The sequence below is a fragment of the Stutzerimonas stutzeri genome (genome assembly GCF_024448935.1).
Lineage (GTDB): Bacteria > Pseudomonadota > Gammaproteobacteria > Pseudomonadales > Pseudomonadaceae > Stutzerimonas > Stutzerimonas stutzeri_AO.
Genome location: NZ_JAMOIE010000006.1, coordinates 21,953 through 47,254, shown reverse-complemented (window position 1 = coordinate 47,254; position 25,302 = coordinate 21,953). Strand labels below are relative to the sequence as shown.

The 25,302-nt window shown below is 63.3% G+C and carries 24 protein-coding genes and 1 pseudogene; 22 read left to right on the top strand and 3 right to left on the bottom strand.

The features are described from left to right. The first annotated feature begins 58 nt into the window (after positions 1-58). A complete protein-coding gene (locus NA637_RS03025; protein ID WP_165794830.1) occupies positions 59-2,344 on the top strand; it encodes a helicase-related protein in 2,286 nt (761 codons plus the stop codon). A 133-nt stretch (positions 2,345-2,477) separates the two neighbouring features. After that, the gene (locus NA637_RS03020; RefSeq protein ID WP_015879478.1) at positions 2,478-3,254 is read left to right on the top strand and encodes a competence protein CoiA; all 777 of its coding nucleotides are present in this window, start codon (positions 2,478-2,480) and stop codon (positions 3,252-3,254) included. Between the two features lie 69 nt (positions 3,255-3,323). Here the strand turns inward: NA637_RS03020 and NA637_RS03015 are convergent, their stop codons facing one another. Both NA637_RS03015 and NA637_RS03010 read right to left on the bottom strand, forming a co-directional pair. Beyond that, entirely contained in the window at positions 3,324-5,138 is a 1,815-nt protein-coding gene (locus tag NA637_RS03015; RefSeq protein WP_015879479.1) for an ATP-dependent helicase, read from the bottom strand. Beyond that, positions 5,125-6,912, bottom strand: coding sequence for an ATP-dependent nuclease (locus tag NA637_RS03010; protein WP_015879480.1), 1,788 nt, complete (start codon positions 6,910-6,912; stop codon positions 5,125-5,127). Before NA637_RS03010 ends, NA637_RS03015 begins: the two co-directional genes overlap by 14 nt. 225 nt (positions 6,913-7,137) lie before the next feature. Here NA637_RS03010 and NA637_RS03005 point away from each other — a divergent pair, with 225 nt between their 5' ends. From NA637_RS03005 to NA637_RS02975, 7 genes are read left to right on the top strand one after another with little or no spacing between them, the layout of a single operon-like run. Next, complete coding sequence (locus NA637_RS03005; RefSeq protein WP_015879481.1) at positions 7,138-7,701, top strand: PilL N-terminal domain-containing protein; 564 nt, start codon at positions 7,138-7,140, stop codon at positions 7,699-7,701. Further along, the gene (locus NA637_RS03000; protein ID WP_015879482.1) at positions 7,698-8,357 is read left to right on the top strand and encodes a hypothetical protein; all 660 of its coding nucleotides are present in this window, start codon (positions 7,698-7,700) and stop codon (positions 8,355-8,357) included. Before NA637_RS03005 ends, NA637_RS03000 begins: the two co-directional genes overlap by 4 nt. A 12-nt stretch (positions 8,358-8,369) precedes the next feature. Beyond that, positions 8,370-9,098 carry a TIGR03759 family integrating conjugative element protein gene (locus tag NA637_RS02995; protein ID WP_015879483.1) on the top strand — a complete coding sequence of 243 codons (729 nt, stop codon included), beginning with the start codon at positions 8,370-8,372 and terminating at the stop codon, positions 9,096-9,098. Next, the gene (locus tag NA637_RS02990) at positions 9,080-9,670 is read left to right on the top strand and encodes a transglycosylase SLT domain-containing protein (RefSeq protein WP_015879484.1); all 591 of its coding nucleotides are present in this window, start codon (positions 9,080-9,082) and stop codon (positions 9,668-9,670) included. Before NA637_RS02995 ends, NA637_RS02990 begins: the two co-directional genes overlap by 19 nt. Beyond that, on the top strand, positions 9,667-10,212 hold the full coding sequence (locus tag NA637_RS02985; RefSeq protein WP_015879485.1) for an integrating conjugative element protein: 546 nt from the start codon (positions 9,667-9,669) through the stop codon (positions 10,210-10,212). The genes NA637_RS02990 and NA637_RS02985 overlap by 4 nt, the downstream gene beginning before the upstream one ends. 4 nt (positions 10,213-10,216) lie before the next feature. Then, positions 10,217-12,406, top strand: a complete 2,190-nt coding sequence (traD, locus tag NA637_RS02980) for a type IV conjugative transfer system coupling protein TraD (protein ID WP_106763512.1) — start codon at positions 10,217-10,219, stop codon at positions 12,404-12,406. Next, the gene (locus tag NA637_RS02975; protein WP_015879487.1) at positions 12,403-13,152 is read left to right on the top strand and encodes a TIGR03747 family integrating conjugative element membrane protein; all 750 of its coding nucleotides are present in this window, start codon (positions 12,403-12,405) and stop codon (positions 13,150-13,152) included. The genes traD and NA637_RS02975 overlap by 4 nt, the downstream gene beginning before the upstream one ends. Here NA637_RS02975 and NA637_RS02970 read toward each other — a convergent pair whose 3' ends face one another. Next, entirely contained in the window at positions 13,153-14,523 is a 1,371-nt protein-coding gene (locus NA637_RS02970; RefSeq protein WP_015879488.1) for a HEPN domain-containing protein, read from the bottom strand. Positions 14,524-14,686: 163 nt separating this feature from the next. Between NA637_RS02970 and NA637_RS02965 the strand changes: the two genes are divergently transcribed. The 13 genes and pseudogenes from NA637_RS02965 to NA637_RS02905 all read left to right on the top strand — a co-directional run bounded on the left by NA637_RS02965 (position 14,687) and on the right by NA637_RS02905 (position 25,296). Then, positions 14,687-15,064: an RAQPRD family integrative conjugative element protein gene (locus tag NA637_RS02965; protein ID WP_015879489.1), complete on the top strand. Its 378-nt coding sequence runs from the start codon at positions 14,687-14,689 to the stop codon at positions 15,062-15,064. Further along, a complete protein-coding gene (locus tag NA637_RS02960) occupies positions 15,061-15,294 on the top strand; it encodes a TIGR03758 family integrating conjugative element protein (RefSeq protein WP_003296490.1) in 234 nt (77 codons plus the stop codon). The genes NA637_RS02965 and NA637_RS02960 overlap by 4 nt, the downstream gene beginning before the upstream one ends. Before the next feature lie 16 nt (positions 15,295-15,310). Beyond that, positions 15,311-15,673 (top strand): TIGR03745 family integrating conjugative element membrane protein, encoded by a 363-nt coding sequence (locus tag NA637_RS02955; protein WP_015879490.1) that lies wholly within the window; start codon positions 15,311-15,313, stop codon positions 15,671-15,673. Positions 15,674-15,683: 10 nt separating this feature from the next. Further along, entirely contained in the window at positions 15,684-16,082 is a 399-nt protein-coding gene (locus NA637_RS02950) for a TIGR03750 family conjugal transfer protein (RefSeq protein ID WP_003296492.1), read from the top strand. After that, the gene (locus NA637_RS02945; RefSeq protein WP_015879492.1) at positions 16,079-16,759 is read left to right on the top strand and encodes a PFL_4703 family integrating conjugative element protein; all 681 of its coding nucleotides are present in this window, start codon (positions 16,079-16,081) and stop codon (positions 16,757-16,759) included. The genes NA637_RS02950 and NA637_RS02945 overlap by 4 nt, the downstream gene beginning before the upstream one ends. Further along, entirely contained in the window at positions 16,756-17,658 is a 903-nt protein-coding gene (locus NA637_RS02940; RefSeq protein WP_003296493.1) for a TIGR03749 family integrating conjugative element protein, read from the top strand. The genes NA637_RS02945 and NA637_RS02940 overlap by 4 nt, the downstream gene beginning before the upstream one ends. Next, entirely contained in the window at positions 17,648-19,057 is a 1,410-nt protein-coding gene (locus tag NA637_RS02935; RefSeq protein ID WP_046482752.1) for a TIGR03752 family integrating conjugative element protein, read from the top strand. Before NA637_RS02940 ends, NA637_RS02935 begins: the two co-directional genes overlap by 11 nt. After that, positions 19,038-19,472 carry a TIGR03751 family conjugal transfer lipoprotein gene (locus NA637_RS02930; protein ID WP_003296495.1) on the top strand — a complete coding sequence of 145 codons (435 nt, stop codon included), beginning with the start codon at positions 19,038-19,040 and terminating at the stop codon, positions 19,470-19,472. Before NA637_RS02935 ends, NA637_RS02930 begins: the two co-directional genes overlap by 20 nt. Then, a complete protein-coding gene (locus NA637_RS02925; protein WP_256070965.1) occupies positions 19,472-22,348 on the top strand; it encodes a conjugative transfer ATPase in 2,877 nt (958 codons plus the stop codon). The genes NA637_RS02930 and NA637_RS02925 overlap by 1 nt, the downstream gene beginning before the upstream one ends. A gap of 15 nt (positions 22,349-22,363) precedes the next feature. Then, positions 22,364-23,052: pseudogene (locus NA637_RS02920) on the top strand (DsbA family protein). Positions 23,053-23,223: 171 nt separating this feature from the next. After that, positions 23,224-23,730, top strand: coding sequence for a RadC family protein (gene radC, locus NA637_RS02915; protein ID WP_256070964.1), 507 nt, complete (start codon positions 23,224-23,226; stop codon positions 23,728-23,730). Positions 23,731-23,941: 211 nt separating this feature from the next. Beyond that, a complete protein-coding gene (locus NA637_RS02910) occupies positions 23,942-24,367 on the top strand; it encodes a TIGR03757 family integrating conjugative element protein (RefSeq protein ID WP_041609533.1) in 426 nt (141 codons plus the stop codon). Further along, complete coding sequence (locus NA637_RS02905) at positions 24,364-25,296, top strand: TIGR03756 family integrating conjugative element protein (protein ID WP_256070963.1); 933 nt, start codon at positions 24,364-24,366, stop codon at positions 25,294-25,296. The genes NA637_RS02910 and NA637_RS02905 overlap by 4 nt, the downstream gene beginning before the upstream one ends. The last annotated feature ends 6 nt before the right edge of the window (positions 25,297-25,302 follow it).

The window sequence follows — 25,302 nt, the reverse complement described above, 5'->3', positions numbered from 1 at the left end:
CCAGGGGCATACATCGCCCCTGGGGGCGGTGCATGCCCCATTTTTTTGGAGCATCACCATGACCATGCAACTCGAAGCGGCCCCCGCCGCACCTTCCATGCCCGCCACGGGCGATCTGTTCAACCCTGCGGACAGCGAAAGCGATCTGTCTTTCAGCCTGCAGGATTTCGTCACCGAGTTTGGGGATGAGTTACTCGACTCCCTCAACCGGGCCAACCCGCCCGTTTACAACGGTGTGCCGCGCGCCAACCGCCAGCTCGTCCTCGCCAGCCTCAAGCGGCAGCTGTTCCCCGCCCAGGCCGAGGTCGTCCATGCGGCCGCCGAACTGCTCGTCAATCAGGGCGAGCGCGCGGCCATCGTCAATGGCGAGATGGGGACGGGAAAAACCACCGTCGGCATCGCGCTAGGGGCGGTGCTCAACGCGGAAGGCTATCGCCGCACGCTCGTCCTCAGCCCGCCCCATCTAGTCTACAAATGGCGGCGCGAGATCCTCGAAACCGTCGCCGGTGCGAAAGTCTGGGTGCTCAACGGCCCGGACACATTGCTCAAGTTGATCAAGCTGCGCGAGCAGTTGAACGTGCCGGCCGAAGGGCAGGAGTTCTTCATCATCGGCAGGGTCAGAATGCGGATGGGATTCCACTGGAAGCCCGCCTTCGTCCGCAAACGCACCCGTTACGGCATGGTCGGCGCCTGCCCGCACTGCGGGACGATGGTCACTGATCTCGACGGCGAGCCGGTCAGTGCTCTGGAGCTGGAGGCGGAAGAAACCCGCCGCAAGTGCCATGTCTGCGACGGCGCACTCTGGACGCTGATGCGGCCACGTAGCCTGTCGGGCAGTGATCAGTCCTCGGCGGTGCTGCGTGCGCTGAAGAGAATCCCGACCATCGGCGAGGCCACGGCCAACAAGCTGATGAAGACCTTCGGCGATTCGTTCCTGGCGTCGATGCTCGGCGACAACCTGCACAACTTCATCAACCTGATGGACGAGCGCGGGGAGTTGGTGTTTTCCGACCGGCAGGCGCAGCGCATGGAACGCGCCATGTCCTCAATGGAGTTCGGCTTCGGAGAAGGCGGCTATCAGCCCTCGGAATATGTGAAGCGGTATCTGCCGCAAAGCACCTTCGACTTGCTCATCGCAGATGAAGCCCATGAATACAAAACGGGTGGATCGGCGCAGGGCCAGGCGATGGGCGTCATCGCAGCCAAGGCACGCAAGACCGTACTGCTAACCGGTACCCTCATGGGGGGCTATGCAGACGATCTCTTTCATTTGCTGTTCCGGGCCTTGCCCGCGAGGATGATCGAAGATGGTTACCGCCCGAGCGCCAGCGGCAGCATGAATGCCGCTGCCATGGCGTTTATGAGGGACCATGGTGTCCTCAAGGACATCTATTCCGAGAGCAACGGGCCGGCCCACAAGACCGCCAAAGGCTCGAAGATCACCGTCAGAACGGTCAAGGCACCCGGGTTCGGGCCGAAAGGCGTACTGCGCTGCGTGCTGCCGTACACGATCTTCCTCAAGCTCAGAGACATCGGCGGCGTGCTGCCGCCGTATGACGAAGAGTTCCGGGAGGTCGCTATGGATGCCGGGCAGGCCGACGCCTACCGCAATCTGGCCGCCAGCCTGACGGCGGAACTCAAGGAGGCCCTGCGCAAGCGGGATACCACCTTGCTGGGCGTAGTCCTCAATGTGCTGTTGGCGTGGTCCGACTGCTGCTTTCGGGCAGAAACCGTGCGCCACCCGCGTACGCGCCAGGTCCTGGCCTTCACACCGGCCCAGTTCAACGAGCTGGAGATCATGCCGAAAGAGCGTGAGCTGATCGACATCTGCCGCGAGGAGAAAGCCGCGGGTCGTAAGACCCTGGTGTACTCCGTCTACACCGGCACGCGCGATACCACCAGCCGTTTGAAGATGTTGCTGGAGCAAGAGGGTTTTCGGGTGGCGGTACTGCGCGCAAGCGTGGATGCCTCTCGCCGCGAAGACTGGATTGCCGAGCAGCTCGATCGCGGGATCGACGTCCTCATCACGAATCCGGAACTGGTGAAAACCGGCCTGGATTTGCTGGAGTTCCCCACGATTGTGTTCATGCAGTCGGGGTGGAACATCTACACGTTGCAACAAGCCGCGCGCCGGTCATGGCGGATCGGCCAGAAGCAGCATGTGAAGGTGATCTACCTGGGGTATGCGGCCACGTCGCAGATGACGTGCTTGGCCCTGATGGCGAAGAAGATCCTGGTATCGCAGAGCACCTCCGGCGACGTCCCGGAATCGGGGCTGGATGTGCTCAACCAGGACGGCGATTCGATCGAGGTCGCCCTGGCCCGGCAACTCGTCGCGGCCTGATACTCTCGTTCATGCCGGCGTCCCTCTGGGCGCCGGCTTTTTTTATTCCTGCACAGTACCTTCAATCGTCGCCATGACGCCCAGCGTCGGGGTCGTTAAACTGGGCGGACATACGCAGATCTCGAGGGGCATGATGGTCATGGTGATCGAAGCAGCCTACGCGAATGGCACTGGCGTCGCGAATGCACTGCGCATGTCGCAGGCCCAGTGGCTGGGGCTGCAACGGAACTATCACGTCGGCGATCTGCTAATGCCATGCTGCAATGCTCCAGCCGTCCCCAAGATCAGTGCCAATGGCCATCCTTTCTTCGCGCATCTAAGCGGTGCCTGCAGCACTTCCGAAGAAAGCCAGTGGCACCTCGCGGCCAAGATACTGGTGCGCAGCGTTTTGGAGGATCTTGGTTGCCGAGCCTCGGTTGAGGTTCCAGGGAGCAGCGAAACCAGCCGCTGGAAAGCCGATGTCTGGGGCGAGCGTGGCGAGGCCAAGTTGGCTATCGAGATCCAAAGGTCATATCAGTCGCTGCGTGACTACCGTACCCGGCAAAAGAAATATCGGGCCGAGGGCATCAAGGCGCTTTGGTTGCTAAGACAAGAGAGATACAGCACTCTCACGAGGAGCATGAGCAAGGAGCGACTGCGGACCGAGTTCGGAGGAAAATTCCCTCCAGCCGGGCACTTCGGCCCATGTCTCGCAGATGTGCCTATAGCAATGCTCGAGTTGGAGCCGACCACCACGATCACAGGTGCTGGATTTTTCACCGCCAGTCTTCCGGATTTACTCGAAGCAGTGCTTAGTGATCGCTTTCTTTGCGTAGATGGTCTTTGGTGCATCGACAACCTAGATGCGATGTCTCGTGCCGCCCAACTTGCGCGCGAACGTGCCGCAGCCCAGCGCGCGGCAGATATTTAGTTAAGAACCGGTATTAACTCATCCGGAGCCCATGCGATTCGGATACAGCCCCAACCCTTATATAGTCGCTCAGAGGTTCGCAGCACGCATTCGTGCCTCTAATTCATCCAGGAATGGTGAGCGCCCATGGCGCATCGGACCATAGCGCCCTTCAACGAATCCCGAGTACAGCATGTGAACCTCGTCGCGGGCGCGTGTGAGTCCCACATAGAACAGCCGGCGACTCTCGCGCAACTTCTCTGGACTCAGTTTTCGCCATGGCAAACTCCCATAGTCGAGACCGACCATAATGACCACGTCGTACTCGCATCCCTTAGCGGAATGAAGTGTCAGCAGGTTCAGGTGATCCGGCGAACCATCACGTCCGCCCAGACTCGCAATGTCCAGCGTAGCCAGCGCGCCACCTTCGGCAAGCGCCGCCGTCATGCGATCCAGTTGTTCCTTCTGATCGGCAAGCGACGATTCAGCAACCAACAGACGATCCAAGATGCCGTTGCGCAGTGATGCGACAAAATCACGTGCGGACTGCTGATCGGCGCGCAACGCCCACAACAGAGCGGTTAGCTCCTGCCCCTCGCGTCGAGCCTGCGCATCGTCCAAGTTCGCTCGATGAAATGCGAGATAACGGTCGATCAATCCACGCAGTTGCGGACGCGCGATACGCCAGCCACCCGCACACCATGCGGCGCAGTCTTCTACCCAACTCGTCAAGGCAACTTTACGGTAAGGCGCGGCGGTGTCCACGCGGATATAATCGAAACCGCCGGCTGCCACGGCCTTGGCCACAATATCGCCTGCGCGATAGTCCGTATACAAGATTGCGATATCGCCCAGCGTTCGTCCTGGCTTGGAGTCCAAGGCCACCGGAATGATCTGCGCGACGGCGTGTGCGGCCTGATCTGCGAGCCCATCAGGGCACAGCACAAACTCGATAGTCGCCTGACGGGTCGGGTCGTTCGCCCGATAGCCACGATCCTCACCCAACGCCATTTCTGAAGCGCTGACAATGCCTGCCCCTGAGCGATAATTCAATTGAAGTCTGACCGGCTCGATGTCTTCACGCTCAGCTAGCTCCATGAGCAACGCGCCATCGGCCCCTGTGAAACCGTAGATCGACTGGTCTGCATCACCGACTGCGAACAAGCGCACGCCACCATCAAAAGCCAGGCGCTTGACGATGCGATGGAGTGCAACCCCCAAATCCTGATATTCATCTACCGCCAGCACCGGAAATTTCGCCTGCACCAGAGGCAGTACCCAATCATGCTCAGCGATCAGGCGCTGGCCATAGACCACCATGTCGTCGTAGTCGATCAGCCCCCCTTGGCGCAGTGCCGCCTCGTAGGCTTCGGCCCAGGCGGCAAGTTCTTCCTCGCTACGCCAGGCAACGCTGTTTCGGTTCAGTACGGATCGGCGATGCCGTCCAAGATCGATAGCTTTGTAAGGATGGTTGGCCCCAAAGAGCTCGTCTCCGGACTGCCTGATCAAACGATCACTCACTCGCTGGGATGCCACTGAGAGGGGAAACTGAATCGGTAGATCAGCTAAGCGTCCATATGGCATCAACAGATGGCGTAGGCAGAATCCGTGGACGGTGCCGATGAACAGGTTTGGCGCCTCCCGCAGCCCCAACATTTCAAGCCGACGGGTTAATTCGCGTGCGCACTCTTGACTGTAGGTGATGCACGCAGCACCACGCGGTGCCTGCACGTCTTCGGCCAAGATGCGAGCCAGCTTCAGCACAAGCGTCTTGGTTTTTCCGCTTCCAGGGCCGGCGAGCACCACGCAATGTCCCTGGGAGTTGTACGCCGCCAACTGACCAGGATTTCCGGCCAGCTCGGCAGCCTGGGCCAGGTAGGCTGTGCTGAAACTACGCGACGGCATTGCGGATATGCTCCAGCGCGGAACGGATGTAGTGCGGGCAAGTATCCTCGGACACTGAGCGTGCAAGGGCCTGAGCGAATCGTCCCTTTCCGATTCTTTCGATAAGCTTCAGCAGCCGTTCTTCATCGACCTGGTCTAAGTCATCCACCCACTGCTGCAATGCTTCTCGGGTTGCTTGCCTCAGTTGCGGCAATTCCTGCTGAATTACATCCCGCATCGACTCAGCCAACCCACCGGCGAACAACTCCGTTTCCAGTGTGTTCTCGTTCACGAAGTATCCGAACTCCTCGGCAAGCTCAATTACGTCATCTGTCTCCATCTCCGAGTGGTCGTACTCGTCTTCAACCACGTCAAGAAGATTGATCAGTCGCCGGCGAACCAGCGGAGCCTTGCCATTGACCGGATCATAGTCCGTCAGGATGACATGAGGAATATCCAGTCCTTCAGGGCCTAGGAGCTTCACATACGGCGTGAAGTTAGTTCCGCCAACCGAGCACACGGTAATCCCAAGCATATCGAGGTGGATATCAAGCGCCTCAGCGAACGCGGGGACCAGGAAACGCTCTGCGTCGCCTTCGACCAGAATGACCCCCCGAGAAAAGAAAATCTCGCCACGCGTGACATCAATGTAGCGCTGTAGATCTTCTTCATCCCTCTGTGTGAACGGCGCATTCGCAGTTGAAACGGCGACAGTCTTGCCTGCCCCCACGTCATGACGTAGCAGAACGATGGATCTAATCGGCGTAACGCTTGCAATGTGTGGGGAGTGAGTTGTAAGGATCGTTGTTAGCGGAGCATCTTCCTCGTTTTCATCCCCTCCGGTGCCAAGGAAATAACGATAGACAAGGCGCTGAACGTGCGGGTGCAGGTGCGCTTCGGGCTCCTCAACCACAAAGAATGTATGGTCACGTTCTCCGTCAGACACGAGGCGGTCGAGTTCGAGGCTCTTCAATGCCAGGAAGATCAGGTTCGCGGTTCCCAGACTAGCGTCACCGACGCCGCGAATTCCATTGTCAATTAACAATCGCAAGCTGCGAAGCAGCGCATCCACCCGAGTTGGAGCGAGTCCAAGCGACACAGGCACAGCATGCTGCTCACCAGCAATGGAGATCAACCGCTCGCTGATCCGGTTCGCCGTCGCAACCACTTGGGCGTGGCCAGCTAGTTCCCGCTGTGCGTCGTCAACCTGATTTTGAATCTCCTCACGGGCGTCTTCGTCCAACGACTCGGCAAGATCTTCGATGAGGGGTCTCAATGGTGAATTGCGCCAACTCGCGAGATCCTTCTCAGCATCACGCAGTGCCACCTGGACGTCTATTGGCAACATGCGGCGAAACGCACTACCGACGTGCATTTCGGGGTCGTTACCACCAAAGATCACATACTCATAGTCTTTCAACGATTCCGGAGCGCGTCCCAGTCCGGCTTTGGGCTGGAAGCGATAGGTGAGACGGGCCGTCATGGGTGGGCCTGGATCAATCACACAATCGTTGAGATGAGCCATCAACCGCGGGTTATCAGTGAAGTCGGTCAAGTCCACCGAGACTTCGATGATTTTACCGATCTTGTCTTCAACCAGGCCATCCCAGAAGTGCTCTATGCTCAATTGCCGGTCACGCTCGGACAATCCTGGGTCGAGAATCAGCTGTAATCCACGAATGAAGTTACTTTTTCCGACTTTATTCTCACCAACGATAACGATGCTATCGCCAGTCTTTATATCAACATCCGAAAAATTGGCGAAATTGATCAGCCTAACGCGTGAGATCCGCATGCACACCCCCTGCAATATGTCTTACGAATAATATCAGCCCATCGTCGGCAACACCGTTAGTTATTCACCGCCTTCCCTACAAGCCTGCGCTGACTCAACCTCCGAAGACTCATACTTCCAACCTACACCCGCGAACAAAGCGATCCAAGACTCTTTCGTATTCTTTGCTGAACGATTCGGTCTGCCCGGCGAAGGTATCGGCTCATCGCCATCGAGAGCCGAACCATGCCAGCAACCCAACTTCTACGGCGCCTGACCGGCAGCGGCCTGCTGATCACCGCTGTGTTGAGCGGCGGCTGCGCCACCACCGCCGCACCGCCCGTTGATCCTCTTGTCGAGGAAGCCGACACAGCGCCGCAGTCACCTGAACTGATTCCGGTGGTGCGCTATGGCCGCTACACGCTCGTGGAGCTTGTTCCCACCGCGGCCCAGCGTGACCTGCTGCTGCAGGTCATCGACGTGGCGATGCCAGCGGATGCCAGAGCGACGGTGGGCGACGGCCTGCGCCACGCACTCCAGCGCAGCGGCTACCAGCTTTGCGAGAACGCCCATGCGGTGATCGAGCTGTATTCGCTGCCGCTGCCGGCGGCGCACCTGTATCTGGGGCCGATGACGCTGCGCGACGCACTGCTCACGCTCGCCGGGCCGGCCTGGGATGTACAGGTCGATGACAGGGCGCGCCAGATCTGCTTCGTTCCTGCCGGCGAGCCCTCCGCAGATCCCGAGACCGACACGCCACTGGCCGCGCCGGTGCAGACCTTTCCCATCGTCGACGGAGGCCAGCCATGAGCGCAGTGGCCCATGCGTCGCGTTCGCGCGCGGCCTTCGTGCTGTACCTGCTGCTGTGGGCCTGGATGGTCGGACTCAGCGCACTGGTGCTCGTCAACTTCCGCGTTGCGGGCGACCTGGCCGGTCAGAGTCAAGTTGATTCGGCCTTACGCCAACTGCAGGTGCTCGAAGGCCGGCTCGCCGAATTCGCCGACGACGTACAGACGCTGCAAGCCCGCCCCGAAGCGGCGACCACGGCAGCTTTGCAGGAAGCTTTGCAGGACACCCGCCAGCGCCTCGAAGCCGACATCGCCCGTCTCGAACAGTCGCTGGCCGGCTACGCCACCGAGGCGGCCCTGCAGACACTGCACAGCGAGGTCGAGCAGCTCAAGGCACAGCGCCAGACCGCCGCGCGCACGCCCGCAGCGCCGCGTCCCGCCAGGGCGACGACGACGGCACCGGCACAGGTGCCGTTTCCCTTCCGCTTGATCGGTGCGGAACTGCGCGCCGGGCAGCGCGCCGTTTCCATCGCCCCCGCCACCGACCCGCTCTCGGCCGGGCAGATCCAGGTGCTGCTTCCCGGCGAGCATGCCGGGCGCTGGCAGTTGCAGACCATCGACGGCAACACCGCCGTGTTCCAGGCCGGCGACCAGACGCGCCGGCTGGCGATTCCTTGATCGGGAGGCGCCATGCAACGTCGCGCACTTTCCATGCTGTTCCTGTTGGCCGCGCTGAACGCACCGGCCTTCGCGCAGCAGCCCGCCACCCAGAGCACACCCGCACAGTCTTCCCGTGTCACGCCGAGCCAGATCGATCAGGCACGCGATGAACGCCTGGCGCGGGACTGGGGGCTGCGCGGCGACGAATGGGGACGCTACCGCGAACTGATGGAAGGGCCGCTGGGCATCCATTCACCCAACCTCGACCCGCTGACCGCACTCGGCATCGAAGCCCGCTCCGACGAGGAGCGACGGCGCTATGCCGAACTGCAAGTGCAGGTCGAAGCGCGCCGCGTGGAAAAGTTGCTGGCGTATCAACGAGCCTACGACGAAGCCTGGCAACGCCTGCATCCCGACGCCCAGCGGGTGAATCTGCCCGATGCGCTGCCGGGCGGCAGTGCGATGACCGGCAGCGGTCGTACCGCCGTGTTCGTCCGGGACGGCTGCGCGCCGTGTGCCCAGGTCGTGCAGCGTCTGCAGACGGCGAACGCCGAGTTCGACCTGTACATGGTCGGCAGCCGCCAGGACGACGCGCGCATCCGCGAGTGGGCCCAGCGCGCGCAGATCGATCCGGCGCGCGTGCGCAGCGGCTCGATCACGCTCAACCACGACGGTGGCCGCTGGCTGGCGCTGGGTTTGCCCGGTGAACTGCCCGCGGTGGTGCGTCAGGTGAACGGCCAATGGCAGCGCCAGCCCTGATGCCGACGTGGCCGCTGCGCGTGCTGCTGGCCGCCGCGCTGGCGACCGGGCCAGTCCAGGCCCAGGAAATTCCGCCGCCCGCCTACCAGTTGGCGGCCCAGCGCGCCGGCATTCCTTCGACGGTGCTCTATGCCGTGGCGCTGCAGGAAAGCGGCGTGCGCCGGGACGATCGCATCGTGCCGTGGCCCTGGTCGCTCAATGTCGCCGGCCAGTCGCGCCGCTACGCCACGCGCGCGCAGGCTTGTGCGGGCGTGCGCCAGGCGCTGCGCGAGGTGCCCCCCACGCGCATCGACGTGGGCTTGGGCCAGATCAACCTCGGCTACCAGCAGCACCGCTACCGCCAGCCCTGCGATCTGCTCGACCCCTACGACAACCTGCGCATCGCCGCCGACATCCTGAAAGAGCAGCACACCCCCGGCGAAGACTGGCTGCTGGCGGTCGGGCGTTACCACCGACCGGCTGGCGGCGCGCCCGCGGCGCGTTACCGGCGCAGCGTTTCACAATACCTCCAGCGCGTGCTCGGCCCGCAACAGACCGCCGCACACGCGCCCCGCCAGGAGAACAGCCGATGACCTCATCCATCCGGGCCACGCACGGCCTTCTTGTCGTAATGCTCGCCACCGTGCCGATGAGCGCGGTGCGTGCCACGCCGCCCCTGATCGTGGTGGAAGACCGGGGCGGCGCTTCCGCGCTGCCGTACTACGAAGCGCTCGACCTGCAGCCGCGCGCCACGAGTCAGCCACTCCCCTCCATCGTCATTCCCGAGGCACCAACCGCCGCTGTCGATGAGACGGCCATGCTGCCGGTGCGCAGTGCCAGGCTCACGCCGGGAACGGTTGCCCGCCGCGTCATCGAGGCCCCCGGACTGCAACCATTCTTCCTGGTCGGTGACGATGCGACCTCTCAAGCCTGGTTGCGTCAGCACGCCGACACGCTGCGCCAACGCAACGCCTGGGGCCTGGTGGTCAATGTCGAGACGGCCCAGGCGCTGGCACAACTGCGTGCAATCGCGCCCGGCCTGAATCTGTCGCCGATGTCCGCCGACGATCTGGCCGAACGCCTGGGCCTGCGGCATTACCCGGTGCTGGTCACGGCCACCGGCATCGAGCAATGACGCCATGTCGCAGACGCAGCCCGTCGAAGTTCTGCTGCGCCCCGCGGTGGAGCTGTACACCGTGGCGGTCTGCGCCGGCGCCGCGTTTCTGTGCCTGGTGGCACCGTGGTCGCTCGCGCTGAGCCCGGCCATGGGTATCGGCAGTGCGCTGGCGTTCGCCACCTTCGGTGCGATCCGCTGGCGCGACGCGCAGGTGACTCTGCGCTATCGCCGCAACATCCGCAGGTTGCCGCGCTACGTCATGACAAGCCGCGACGTGCCGGTCAGCCAGCAGCGGTTGTTCATCGGCAAAGGCTTTCGCTGGGAACAGAAGCACACGCACAGGCTGATGCAGACGTACCGGCCCGAGTTCCGGCGCTACGTCGAACCGACACCGGCCTACCAGCTGGCGCGACGCCTGGAGGAACGGTTGGAGTTCGCGCCGTTTCCACTTTCGCGCCTGTCGAGCCTCACCAGCTGGGACATGCCGCTCAACCCCGTGCGCCCCTTGCCGCCAGTAGGCGGCCTGCCGCGCCTGCACGGCATCGAACCCGAGGAAGTCGACGTCAGCCTGCCGCTGGGCGAACGCGTCGGACACTCTCTGGTGCTGGGCACGACACGCGTGGGCAAGACGCGGCTCGCCGAGTTGTTCGTGACCCAGGACATCCGGCGGCAAAACGCTGCGGGCGAGCATGAAGTCGTCATCGTCATCGACCCCAAGGGTGATGCCGATCTCCTGAAGCGGGTGTACGTCGAGGCCAAGCGCGCCGGCCGCGAGAACGAGCTGTATATCTTTCATCTCGGCTGGCCCGATATCAGCGCGCGCTATAACGCCGTGGGACGGTTCGGCCGCATCAGCGAGGTCGCAACGCGCATCGCCGGCCAGCTTTCTGGCGAAGGCAACAGCGCGGCCTTTCGCGAATTTGCCTGGAGATTCGTCAATGTCATTGCCAGGGCGCTGATCGAGCTGGGGCAACGTCCGGACTATCTGTTGATCCAGCGTCATGTGATCAACATCGATGCGCTGTTCATCGAGTACGCCGCGCATTTCTTCGCCCGCACCGAGCCGAAGGCCTGGGAAGTCATCGTCCAGATCGAGGCCAAGCTCAACGAGAAGAACATCCCCAGGAACATGATCGGACGCGAGAAGCGTGTCGTGGCCCTGGAGCAGTACCTCAGCCAGGCGCGCAACTACGATCCGGTGCTCGACGGCCTGCGCTCGGCGGTCCGGTACGACAAGACGTATTTCGACAAGATCGTCGCCTCGCTGCTGCCTCTGTTGGAAAAGCTCACCAGCGGCAAGGTCGCCCAGTTGCTGGCCCCGAACTACTCGGACCTCGGTGATCCCCGTCCTATTTTCGATTGGATGCAGGTGATCCGGAAGCGCGCCATTGTCTATGTCGGCCTGGATGCGCTTTCTGATGCCGAAGTCGCTGCGGCGGTCGGCAATTCGATGTTCAGTGACTTGGTTTCCGTCGCAGGCCACATTTATAAACACGGTATCGACGATGGTCTGCCGTGGGCCTCCGCGAACACCAAGGTGCCGATCAATGTTCACGCGGATGAATTCAATGAGTTGATGGGCGACGAGTTCATTCCGATGATCAACAAGGGGGGCGGCGCCGGGCTCCAGATCACCGCTTACACGCAGACCCTGAGCGACATCGAGGCGCGCATCGGCAATAGGGCCAAAGCCGGTCAGGTCGTCGGGAATTTCAACAATGTGTTCATGTTGAGGGTGCGCGAAACCGCCACCGCCGAACTGCTGACCAGGCAGTTGCCGAAGGTGGAGGTCTACACCACGACCATCGTCAGCGGTGCGACCGATAGTTCGGAGATCCGCGGTTCAACCGATTTCACCAGCAACACGCAAGACCGCATCAGCATGTCCAGCGTGCCGATGATCGAGCCCTCTCATGTCGTAGCGTTGCCGAAGGGTCAATGCTTCGCCCTGATGCAGGGCGGACAGCTGTGGAAGGTCAGGATGCCGCTGCCGGCGGCCGACCCTGATGAGGCCATGCCGGAGGATCTGCAGCAGCTCGCGGGGTACATGCGCCAGCACTACACCGAGGCTGCGCACTGGTGGGAGAACCTGGGGTCGCCGATGCTGCAGGATGGCCCCTTGCCCGACGACTTGCTCGACGAAGCGCCCATTGCGAGCGACCCTCCCGCGAACGTCACGGGCGACACGGGCCTGGATGAGCACACGCCATGAGCGACCCGGCATCCACTGCGCAGCGGCAGCAACAGCGCCGGCAGGGCCTGATCGCCACTGCGATCTCCTTGCCGCTGCGCCTGTTCGGGGTACTGATCGCCTCGCTGATGCTGTCGATCCTGATCGAGTGCGTGGGCATGCACCTGTTCTGGAAGGACCAGGGCTGGCGCCATGCGCAATCGATGCTGCAGTACGAGCTGGGGCATCTGTCGAATCACTTCACGCGCAGCGCCATCGTGCAGGAGCCAGGGCGCACCGCGCACCGCCTGGTGGAGACGGGTTACGAGTGGGTGTTCGTCAAGACCGGGCTGCTCGACAAGATGAACGATACCGCAGAACGCGCCCGCGCGCCGGGCCAAGGACAATCCCGTGATTTCCGCTACTTCATCAGCCAAGTCTATGTCTGGGCCGAGCGCTATCTGATTGCCGCCGCTTTCATCACCTTGACCTTTATGGTGCGCCTGCTGGTTCTGGTATTGACACTGCCGCTGGTGCTCACGGCAGTGTTCGTCGGTCTGGTCGATGGACTGGTGCGCCGCGACGTGCGCAAGTTCGGCGCCGGCCGGGAATCGGGCTTCGTCTACCATCGCGCGAAAGCCTCGCTACTGCCACTGGCGATACTGCCCTGGGTGATCTACTTGGCGATGCCGGTCTCGGTGCATCCACTGCTGATTCTGTTACCCAGCGCCGCCTTACTGGGACTGGCTGTATCTCTGACTGCGGGGAGCTTCAAAAAGTACCTGTAGCTATATTGTTCTGAACGCCTTGTCTTCATCTGAACCACCATAGTGCTGTAACCGCACTGCGCACTCAATCAACACGATCCGTGCGAGGTAGGTGGCATACTGGCGCTCTGCGGCGAATGATTCCAGCCTGTCGTAGTGTGTGCCATGCAGTATCTGCGATCGACCGTGGTCATAGATGTCCTTGACCAACTGCTTCAGTGTGCGAGGACGGTTGCCCCGTACTACCTGAGTTTCGCTACTCGTACCAGTTAAATGGATGACCATTTCACGGATACCATCGTTCTTGCCACCGCAGCACAGTACATCTAGGCAGGTTCCGAGCTTCGCCAGCGCTATGGCATCACTTGATTCACGATTGCCTTCGCCGAACCAATCCAGCGCAGTAGCCCATCGATTGGCAAGCTTGGGATGCGGGTGACTCGATGGATCAAGCAACCCATCAAGGATCGCCGCGAATGCCGGAATAATAGACGTCATGTCATCCAACGCTTGCCTTACTCGCTCGGGAGGTTGCGAAGTAATACGCTTCCCAAGCGAGCTTCCGGGCAACCACAGAAATCCTTTGGTTTCGACCAGGCGATCGCTACCGGCAGGCGGTAGACGCTCGTCTTGAAGCGCCTGTTGCAAGAAGCACTCGGGGGCCCCAAAGCCAAGAGAGATAGCGTCAAGCGCTGTCTTGGCAACCAACCTCGCCAACTTGCGTGAGAATTCACGCTCATAGCCACGGACTGTTACCTTGACCAAGGCCGGACATCCGACGATCGCACTGTAGACGGCGTTGGCCAGCCCTTCGATGGAGGAGCCATCATTGGGATTCTGCAAGGCATCCTTGAGAATTTCCTTCCAGCGGTGGTTCGCCTCTGGTTGGTTCAGATAGTGATCCTTTCCGTACTGAGGGAAGTCGACCGAATCTATCCAGTCGGATCTATTCAAGAATGTCACCGGGCCGAGGGAGAAAGGAGAAACCCTCTCCATGCCCAGGGTCCAGGCAGGAAAATAGTGCGTGTGCTCGTTGGCGATGCTTGCGAGTCGTTCCTCAATGAGTAACTTCAGTTTTGGAAGAAGCCCGCCCTGATCGCATTCATCAAATCCTAAGAGCTCACCCGCAGCATGCAAGTCGGCAACGGTCTGACGGACTACCTTTTGATAGGCCTCAGACTCAATCTTCACTGACTTCTGGGGCCGATTCTGATGGAGGGTGCTGGAGAATTGCCCAAGTGCCTCTCTTGCCTTCCTTGTGAAGAACCGCTGCATACCATTCTCGGCAGTGACGAAATCAGGAATTCCAGGTTCTTCGGACCATGGCGTGGCCCCCTTGTGTATTTGATCTAACTCATCTACGAGAGCTTTCAGCTCGGCCTTTAACCCCATACATTTTCCCTTGATCTAATGCTGATCGCAGGATATCGCAAGCTGGCACCAACGGTATTGGCATCCATCAATCCGGTCAGTTCGCAGTACCCATTGTTTGCGGTCTTGAAGCGCCTGCCTCGCCACGATCGAGCCATTGCTGATCGAACCGAGGAATGGCGCGATGGTGTTTTCGTTTCCACGCCACGCCGCGCATCGCGGCGTGGCCGCCCTGCTGCTGATGGCGCTGACGGCGAGCCCGCCGCTGGCGGCCCATGCCGGCACGCCAGCCCAACGCCAGGAGCTGGCTGCGGCCCTGCGCCAGCTCGACGCGCTGGAACGCTTCGTCGCACAGAGTGCGGCGAATACCCCGATCACAGCGGGCGAGCGCTACCACTTCGACTACCCACGTCTACTCGATGACCTCGCGCGCGTGCGCGCCGGCATCCAGTTCCACCTCGCGCCGTCTCGCGCCCAGCCACGCGACCCCGCCGTACTGAGCGGCGATTACCGCAACGAGTCCGCCCCCGACGTTTTCTCGGCACCGGAGGCCCAGCCATGACCTCCGCGCAGATCAGCGCCTTCCAGGCCAACAGCAGCATCGCACCCGCCGCGATGGCGACGGTGATCGTCGGCCTCGTGTTCGCGGTGCTGCTGCTGTGGGGGGCCTGGGCCATTCGCACCGCCTACGTCGGCTGGGCGGAAAACCAGCTCAACCAGCGTCAGTTCCTCGGCGTCGTCGTGCGTTTTCTCGCGATGTACCTGGTGCTGACTTTTTTCCTCCTCTCCTAACCACAAGGGTCAGACCATGAAAACCGCTCATTTCCCCCGCATCTGTCTCGCCCGGCGCGCCGCGCTGGCACTGAGCCTCACCACGCTGCCCGCGCTGTCGTTCGCACAGGGCCTGCCGCAACTGGAGAATCCGTCGCGCGGCACCGGCGGCGGGATCATGGAGACCATTCGCAACTACGGCTACGACATCGTGCTCCTGGTCGCACTGCTGGTCGTGGCGTCGATGTTCATTGGCGTGTGCTACCACGCCTACGGCACCTACGCGGAAATCCACACGGGCAGGAAGACCTGGGGCCAGTTCGGACTCACGGTAGCCATCGGCGCGGTGCTGTTGGTCATCGGTATCTGGCTGCTCACCGAAGCGACCGGGATTCTCTGAGGCCGCGCCCATGTCCGAGCATCAGCACATCCGTGCGGACGGCACCGTGATGTTCCTTCCGCACCGGCTCAACCGGCATCCCGTGGTGGTGCGCGGCCTGACGGCGGACGAGCTGTGGATCTGCTGCGGCCTGTCCGGCGCAGCCGGATTGCTGGTCGGCGCGCCCCTGTCCTGGCTGTTCTCGACCATCGCGATCGCGCCCACCTTCATCGTGCTGGGTATCGCCTTCGGCGTGTTCATCGGCGGAGGCATCCTGCGCCGTCAGAAACGCGGCAGACCCGACACCTGGTTGTACCGCCAACTGCAATGGCGCATCGCGACCCGCTATCCCTTGGTAGCCGGCTGGATCGGCGGGCATGCACTGATCACGCGTTCGGGCCGCTGGTCGAACCGGAGGGTAGCGCGATGAGCCGCTTCCGGAACGAAGTCGCGCACTTGCAGGCGCACATCAAGACCCTGCGCCTGGGTGCTGTTGCGCTGCTGCTGATCGCGCTGGTGATGGGCGGCGGCTGGTGGAGCGCGCCCCGCGACCTGACCATTCACGTTCCGCCCGATCTGCGCTCAGGCAGCACCCGGCCCTGGTGGGACGTGCCGCCGGAAAGCGTCTATTCATTCACTTTTTATGTGTGGCAGCAACTGCACCGCTGGCCCACGAATGGCGAAGAGGACTACGCGCGCAACCTGCATGCGCTATCGCCGTACTTCACCCCCGCCTGCCGCGCCTTTCTGCAGGCCGACTATGACTACCGCCGTTCTACGGGAGAGCTGCGCCAGCGGGTGCGTGGCGTGTATGAGATCCCCGGGCGCGGCTACGGCGACAACCCGACCGCGCGCGTGCGCACGGTCTCCGATCGCAACTGGGTGGTGACGCTCGATCTCAGCGCGGACGAGTACCACGGGCCGGAGCAGGTCAAGCGCGCGCTGGTGCGCTACCCGCTCAAAGTCGCGCGGTCGGACGTTGATCCCGCGCGCAACCCCTTCGGCCTGGTTCTCGACTGCTACGACGGTGCGCCGCAGCGCATCGCCACGCCCGAACCGGAGCCACCTGCTCGCGGCGGCCTGGGCCAGCAAGGAGACTCCCCATGAAGACCCGCCTTCTCGTCTGGCTGGGCATGCTGGCCTGCGCGCTCGTGCCCATGGCCCATGCCGTGGAAATCCTGCGCTGGGAGCGCCTGCCTCTGGCCGTGCCGCTGCAGGTCGGAGAGGAACGCATCGTGTTCGTGGATCGCAATGTACGCGTCGGCGTTCCGGCCAGCGTCGGCGACCGGCTGCGCGTGCAGAGTGCCGGCGGCGCGGTCTATCTGCGCGCCAGCGAACCGATCGAGCCCACGCGACTGCAATTGCAGGATGCTGACAGCGGCGCGCTGATCCTGCTGGACATCGCTGCCGAGCCGGCCAAGGACGGCGAGCCGCCGTTGGAGCCAGTGCGCATCGTTGAGGGCAACGCCACGCCGCAGCGCTACGGCCAGGCACAGGAATCCGGCACCGCTGCACCATCCCCAGATCAAGCCCGTCCGCCCCGGCGCGAAACCCCGGTGGCAGTGGTGCTGACCCGCTATGCGGCCCAGAACCTGTACGCGCCGCTTCGCACCGTGGAGCCCGTGCCCGGCGTCATGCGCGTGAATCTGCGCCGCGACCTGCCGCTCGATACCTTGCTGCCGACCCTGCCTGTACGCGCCGAGGCGCTGGCGGCATGGCGGCTGGAGGATCAGTGGGTGACCGCCGTGCGGCTGACCCATACCGGCGGCGGCTGGATCGATCTCGATCCGCGCGCGCTGCAAGGGGACTTTCTCACCGCCACCTTCCAGCATCCGACGCTCGGTCCGCGCGGCACGCCGGAGGACACCACGGTGCTGTATCTGGTCACGCGCGGTCGCGGCCTGCCGCAGTCGCTGCTGCCGGCCATCCACCGCTTCGACCCGGCCGCACTGTTGCCCCAGGTCGCTCCTGGTCACGACCTCAAGGAGTCCGGCGATGCGCAGTAACGGCTTGCTCAAATGGCTAGTGCTTCCGGTCGCCTTGCTGGTGCTGTTCTTTGGCATCCGCCTGTTCTCCGGCGGCGGCGACCAGCCCCCCACCAGCGTCGATGCCGAACCGCAGCTCACCGCCGAAGAAATGCAGGCGCTCGGCATCGAGGGCGATACGCCCCGCGATACGGTCGCCACCCTGGTGGCGCAGGTGCGGCAGTTGCGCACCGAATTGCAGACGGCCACGGCGGACAACCGCACCCAGCGCGAGGAAAACCAACGCCTGCGCCAGCGCGAAAGCGCGATCGACCAGCGTATCGGCACGGCGCTGGAAGCCGAGCGCACCGCATTGCGTCGCGACCAGGAGCAACTGGCCGGCGAGCGCCGGCAGACCGAAGGCCTGTTGCAGGATCTGCAGCGCCGGTTGGAGAACATCGGTGGCGGCGGTCATGCCGATCTGCCGGTCGGATTGGGTTTGCGCGAAGGTGACGGCGATGGTTTCGCTGGCGAAGGCGGTATCCGCTGGGTGGAACCGGATGACGCCAGGCAAACCGACGGACGCGGCGGCGCGGGTACAAGCCTGAGCTTCCCGACCAGCTTCGGACCGGCACAGAAAACGCTGGAGGCCACCGTCGGGCATGTTGCCGATGCCGGTGCCAGGGCTGCCGGCGTCAAGACGGCCCAGGCGGTCTACACCGTACCGACGAACTCCACCCTGATGGGATCGGTCGCGATGACCGCATTGATCGGCCGTGTCCCGGTCGATGGCACCGTCAACGACCCGTTCCCGTTCAAAGTCCTCGTCGGGCCGGACAATTTGACCGCCAACGGCATCGACATCCCGGATGTGGCTGGCGCGGTGTTCAGTGGCACTGCCAGCGGCGACTGGACCTTGTCCTGCGTCAGGGGGCAGGTACGTAGCATCACGTTCGTGTTCCATGACGGGACTGTGCGCACGATTCCCGAAGACAGCGAGCGCAGCAGCCAGCAGAACAACCAGCAGGATGGCCTGGGCTGGATCAGCGATCCGTATGGGATTCCTTGTGTCAGTGGCGAACGCCGCAGTAATGCGCAGCAGTATCTCGGTACCCAGGCCTTGATCACCGCCTCGGGCGCGGGCGTCGCTTCGCTGATCGACTCCGACAGCGGCCAGATGTCCTATGTCGGTGCCGATGGCTCGATCGGCACGGTCGGCATCAGCACCAACGAGGCGGTCGGACGCATCCTCGCCGGCGGCGTGCAGGACATGTCGCAGTGGGTGAACCGGCTCTACGGCCAAGCCTTCGCGGCGGTCTATGTCCAGCCCGGCGCACAGGTCGCCGTTCATCTCGAAAAACCCCTTGAGATTGACTACGACCCCGAAGGCCGCCGCGTCGACCATCGCGCAGGAGAAGCTCATGCACTCGAACTGGATTAAACCGCTGCTGCTGGCGGCGGCCGTGGCGGCGCTGGCCGGCTGCGCCACCAGCAAGGAAGAATTGATGCCGCATGGCGGCCGCACGATGCAGGACATCTGGCACCAGGCGGCCGGCGATGGCGGCAGCGGTCAGGTGGCTCGCCGCCAACTGCTGGACGCGCGCCAGAGCCTGCGCCGGCCGCTGACGGATGCGGATGTACAGGCCGCGCCCGCCGAGCAGATGCGCTACACGCGTACGGCCGCGAACGAAATCCATCACCAGTTCCCGAGGCTGCCGAATCCAGACCTGGTGATGTATGTGTATCCGCATCTGGCCGGCACCGATCCCGTGCCGGTGCCAGGCTATTCGACTGTTTTCCCCTTGTATCAGCGCGTCCAGTACGCGATGCCGGGCGAACGCACGGAGGCGTACTGATGGCCTGGTCGTTGCCCTGGCGCCGGCGGGCACCTAACGATGCGGCGCAGATCGATGACCGGCAGGATGGCTGGACGCGCCATGTACGCGCGCTGCGCGAGGCCGGCATTCCCGAACCCGGCGAGGCGGTCGCGCCCAGCCGCCCGGCCACGGTGGCCGATGAGCAGGCACTGTACGATGCGGCACCGTCATTCGTCGCGCTGCTGCCGTGGGTTGAGTACCTGCCGGATTCGCAGTGCATTCTGCTTGAGGATGGCGTCTCGGTTGCCGCCTTTTTCGAGCTGACGCCGCTGGGCACTGAAGGTCGCGAGGCCGCCTGGCTGGCACGGGCACGCGATGCGTTGGAAAACGCCTTGCAGGACAGCTTCGACGAGCTCGATGCGAATCCATGGGTGCTCCAGCTCTACGCCCAGGACGAGGCCAACTTTGACCAGTACCTGGACACGCTGCGCGGCTACGTTCAGCCGCGTGCCGAGGGTAGCCGCTTCACGGAGTTCTACCTGACCTCGTTCGCCCACCATCTCCGCGCCGTTGCCAAATCCGGCGGACTGTTCGAGGACACGGCTGTCACACGCCTGCCGTGGCGCGGTCAGAGCCGGCGCGTGCGGATGGTGGTCTATCGCCGCGCTGCGGGCCAGACCGGCCGCCGCGGCCAGACACCCGAGCAGGCGCTGAACGTCGTGTGCGACCGCCTGATTGGCGGCCTGTCCAACGCAGGTATCCAAACGCGCCGACTGGATGCGCCGCAAATCCATGACTGGCTGCTGCGTTGGTTCAATCCCCGGCCCACCATGCTCGGGCCGACGGCTCAGGATCGCGAACGCTTCTACCGGCTGGCAGCCTATCCGGACGCGCCGGAATCTGACGAGATCGAACTCGCCAGCGGCAAGGATTTCTCGCAGAGGTTGTTCTTCGGCCAGCCGCGCTCCGACGCCGAGCTGGGGTTGTGGTACTTCGATAGCCTGCCGCACCGGGTCATGGTCACCGACCGCCTGCGCATGCCGCCGGCCACCGGCCATCTCACCGGCGAAACGCGTAAGGGCGACGCGATCAACACGCTGTTCGACCAGCTGCCCGAAGGCACCGTGATGTGCCTGACGCTGGTTGCGACGCCGCAGGACATCCTGGAAGCGCACCTCAACCAACTGGCGAAGAAGTCAGTCGGAGAAACCCTGGCGTCCGAGCAGGCGCTCCAGGACGTGCAGGAGGCGCGTTCGCTGATCGGCAGCTCTCACAAGCTGTATCGCGGCTCGCTGGCGTTCTACCTCTCCGGCGACGACGAAGACGAACTGGACCGGCGCGGCCTGCAGCTCGCCAACGTGATGCTCAACGCCGGGCTGCAGCCAGTCCGTGAAGAAGACGAAGTCGCGCCGCTCAACAGCTATCTGCGCTGGCTGCCTTGCGTCTACAACCCCGGCGCGGACCGCAAGCAGTGGTACACGCAACTGATGTTCGCTCAGCATGCCGCCAATCTGTCACCGGCATGGGGACGCAGCCAGGGTACGGGCAGGCCCGGCATCACGCTGTTCAATCGCGGTGGCGGAGTATTGACGTTCGATCCGTTCAGCAGATTGGATCGGCAAATGAATGCCCATTTGTTTTTGTTTGGGCCAACGGGTTCGGGCAAGTCGGCCACGCTCAACAACATCCTCAACCAGGTCGCCGCGATCTATCGCCCACGCATGTTCATCGTGGAGGCCGGTAATTCCTTTGGCTTGCTGGCTGATTTCGCCGCACGGCTGGGCCTGTCGGTGAACCGGGTCAAGCTCGCGCCCGGTTCGGGCGTGAGCCTCGCGCCGTTCGCCGATGCCCGCCGGTTGATTGAATCCCCCAGTGATGTGCAGACGCTGGACGCCGATGCGCTGGATGAGGAACAGCCTACCGACCCGGCCGCCGTGGATGCGGACGAGCAGCGCGATGTGCTCGGCGAGCTTGAGATCACCGCGCGCTTGATGATCACGGGCGGTGAGGACAAGGAAGAGGCACGTATGACGCGTGCCGATCGTTCGCTGATCCGCCAGTGCATCCTGGACGCCGCCCGCCACTGCGTCGCGCAAGACCGGGATGTGCTCACGCGCGACGTGCGCGACGCGCTGCGCGAGCGCGGCCGCGATTCGACCCTGCCCGAAACCCGTCGCACGCGGTTGTTGGAGATGGCTGACGCTATGGACATCTTCACGCAAGGCTCAGACGGCGAAATGTTCGACCGTCCCGGCACGCCCTGGCAGGAAGCCGACATCACGGTCGTCGATCTCGCCACCTATGCCAGGGAGGGCTACAACGCCCAGCTCTCGATCGCCTACATCTCCCTGATCAATACCGTCAACAACATTGCGGAACGCGACCAGTTTCTCGGTCGGCCAATCCTCAACGTGACCGATGAAGGCCACATCATCACGCGCAATCCCTTGCTGTCTCCGTACGTGGTGAAGATCACCAAGATGTGGAGAAAATTGGGCGCCTGGTATTGGTTGGCAACGCAGAACATCGACGATCTGCCCAGGGCGGCGGAGCCGATGCTCAATATGATCGAGTGGTGGTTGTGCCTGTCGATGCCACCGGACGAAGTCGAAAAAATTGCCAGGTTCCGCGAGTTGTCGCCAGCGCAGAAGGCACTGATGCTCTCGGCCAGGAAGGAATCCGGGAAGTTCAGCGAGGGCGTCATTCTCTCCAAGAGCATGGAGGTGCTGTTCAGGGCCGTACCGCCGAGCTTGTATCTCGCACTGGCCCAGACCGAACCCGAAGAGAAAGCCGAACGATACCGGCTCATGCAGCAGTTCGGCATCAACGAGCTGGAAGCCGCGCTCAAGGTATCCGAGAACATCGACCGGGCGCGCGGCATCGAGCCGTTGCCATACGCCGATCTGCTCTCCTGACGGCCGGAGCACGCCATGCCTCTCCATCGCTCAACGAACCCGCCACCGGCCGTACGTCGTCGGCGTTGTCTGCGTCTGTTGCTATGTGCCGTCGGCCTGCTTGCGGTGCTGCTGTTCGCGCTGCTCGCCGTGGTGCTGCGCGAAAGCCCCAGCGCCACACCGGCCCCGACCACTCAGGACCACCCGGACGGTCCGCCGTGGCGCCACGGCCAGGCCGACGCCCGTTTCGTGCTGACGTTCTACGCGGACCTGGAATGCCCGTTCTGCAAGGCCTACTACCCGAGCCGGCCGCCTCGGAACTGGCACGTGTGGCCGAGTGTGCGGGCGAGACCGGCGGGCACGGGGCCTTCTTCGATGCCGTCGGCTGGCTGTACCAGCACACGCGCGGCGGCGGCCAGGGGCTGCCCGGGGGGCTTCGCTATCCAGGGCTGACACCGGCGCTCCAGCGCTGCCTGGATAGCGAACGTCCCCAGCTCATCGTGCGCGATCAGGCCGAGCAAGGCGCGCACGGCGGCATCACCGCCACCCCCAGCCTGCGCCTGGAGGATCGCCAGACCGGGCGATCGTTGCTCCTGCAAGGGCCGGTCGAAGGCGATGCGCTGCTGTCCGCCATGGATCTTCTGCTGATGGGCGACGCGCCGGATGCCGCTCCGGCTCGCGCTGCAGGTTTGTCCGCCATCGACGATGGCGACATGCCCAGGTAGCCGAGGTCTTCAAGGCTACGGCGCAGTACTGCTGCGTTGACCTTCGTTCGCAACGCATCCCGAGGCGAACGGCCAGCGTTCCCGCGCTGGTGGATGTGTGTTCTTCCTTCCGTCATTCCCATGGAGGTTCCGCCTCCATGGGGTGCCTCCGCTCTTCCATTGGAGGTTTCCATGACTGCTGTACTTTCCCCCGAAGACTCCTGTATCGAGTTGGAGCGCGATCCCGTCGCCGTCGACGAGCACGAAGACCGGATCATTCAACAGGCCATCGCGCTGCTGGAGCAACGCATCTTCAGAGCCGGCAACGCCTTGAAGAAGCCGAACGACGCGTGTGACTTTCTGCGTCTGATGCTCGTCGGCGAACCCAATGAAATCTTCGCCGCACTGTTCCTCGACACGCGCCACCAGGTGCTGGCCTACGAGCCGTTGTTCCGCGGCACGATCAACCAGACATCAGTCTATCCCCGGGTAGTCGTCCAGCGTGCGCTGGCGGCCAATGCCGCCGCCGTCATCTTCGCGCACCAGCACCCTTCGGGGAACTCAGAGCCCAGTGCCGCCGATCGCATGATCACCCGCCGGCTCAGGGATGCCTTGGATCTGATCGACATCCGTGTGCTGGATCATTTCATCATCGGCCAGGGCGAACCGTACTCCTTTGCCGAGAGCGGCTTGCTGTAGCAGCACCTGATCGTGTCTGCCAAGCCCCATCCAACGCATGGACCTGCCCAGGTCCATGCTTTTTTTCGCTTCCCTGAAAGGCCTCTCCGCTCCACGGGACAGCTATCCGATCCCCAAGAAACAGGGATTGTCACAGTGCGCATTGTTCGTGGTGGGCATCTGCACCATGGGTTCGACTACCAGGGGTCATTCACCCCGAGACGCGAAGTCCATGCACACCTTTCTTGCCCACCTCAGCCGGACGCTGGCCCTTCCGGCACTGCTGCTGGTCGCCGGCAACGTGACCGCAGCGGAGATCTGGATCGTGGCGGACGTCCGCCACCCGGTGGCCGGTGCCCAGGCGGCGGATCGCATCATCCAGCTCGACGCGGCGCAGGCCATCGAAGCGGAACTGTCGGCCCGGTTGCCGGACGATCCGCAGCGGGCCGCGGCGCTCGTCCAGCGGCGGCTGAACGAAGGTGGCCAAGCGCTGCAACAGCGCATGCGTGAGGCTTACCAGGGCATGACCGATGCCTGGAGCTTAGGCATCACCAGCATTCCGGCGGTGATCGTCGATCAGCGCTACGTCGTGTATGGGGAAAGCGACCTCGGCCAGGCGCTGGTCCGCATCGAGCGTTACCGGGAGGGACAGCCATGATTTCCCGTCGCCTGCGGCTCGGGGCCGCCGTCGCGCTGCTGTGCAGTGCCACGTCGAGCTTCGCCCTCAACACCGCCACCATCATCTCCTCGACCTTGTCGCCGGACTGCCTCGAATACCGGGTCACCGGGATCTGCTACTGGCAGTATTGCACCTGGACGGGCTGCACCGTGCGCACGTCGATCAAGGTACGCCACTACGTTCCCGACTCGGTGGTATCGAGCTACAGCAACACCGGGGAGAATCCCTGGGTCGAGGCGCGGGCAATGAGCCAGCCCAATGCCACGGCGCAGGCCGGTGGTGACGGAACCACCAACGAGGATCACGAAAACAATCTTGCAAAGTTCAAGAACGCCGACGTCATCGGCCACCCGGGCGGCGAGGTATTCAGCCAGTTCGCTTCGGCGTCCGGCTACATCTGCGCAGGCGCCGGTACTGCCTTCATGCCGTACCTGCTCAGCACGCTCGACACCCTGGCCTGGCGCTACAACGTCCCGGAGGCGGTGTACCCCGAGGCGCTGATCCCCGGTATGCGCGAGATCGGCACACGCAGCGGACTGAATCTTTGGGGCGCCGTGTACCCGCGTGGCGGGTTCTTGCACCAGACCGACGACTACAAGGCCGGGGCGGTCGTCGCCCAGCGTGCTGGCGACATCGTGACCCGCCGCGGCCAACTGCATGTGTACCAGCCGCTGCTGGCGAACGCGCGCGACGGCTACTGGCCGGCCGGCGCGTTGATCGAAAGCGACGCCAGCACGGGCAAGTGGCAGCAACTGACCCCACGCCTTTCCAACAGCTGCACCGTGTTTCCCCATGCCGGGTCGCTGCCCCAGGCACAACGGGGCGACTACGCCTGGGCGCTGTGGCGCCCGTACAGCTGCTGCCAGCGCCGCGGGCAGACCTTCCTTGGCAGTGTGGATTTCAACTGAGGACAC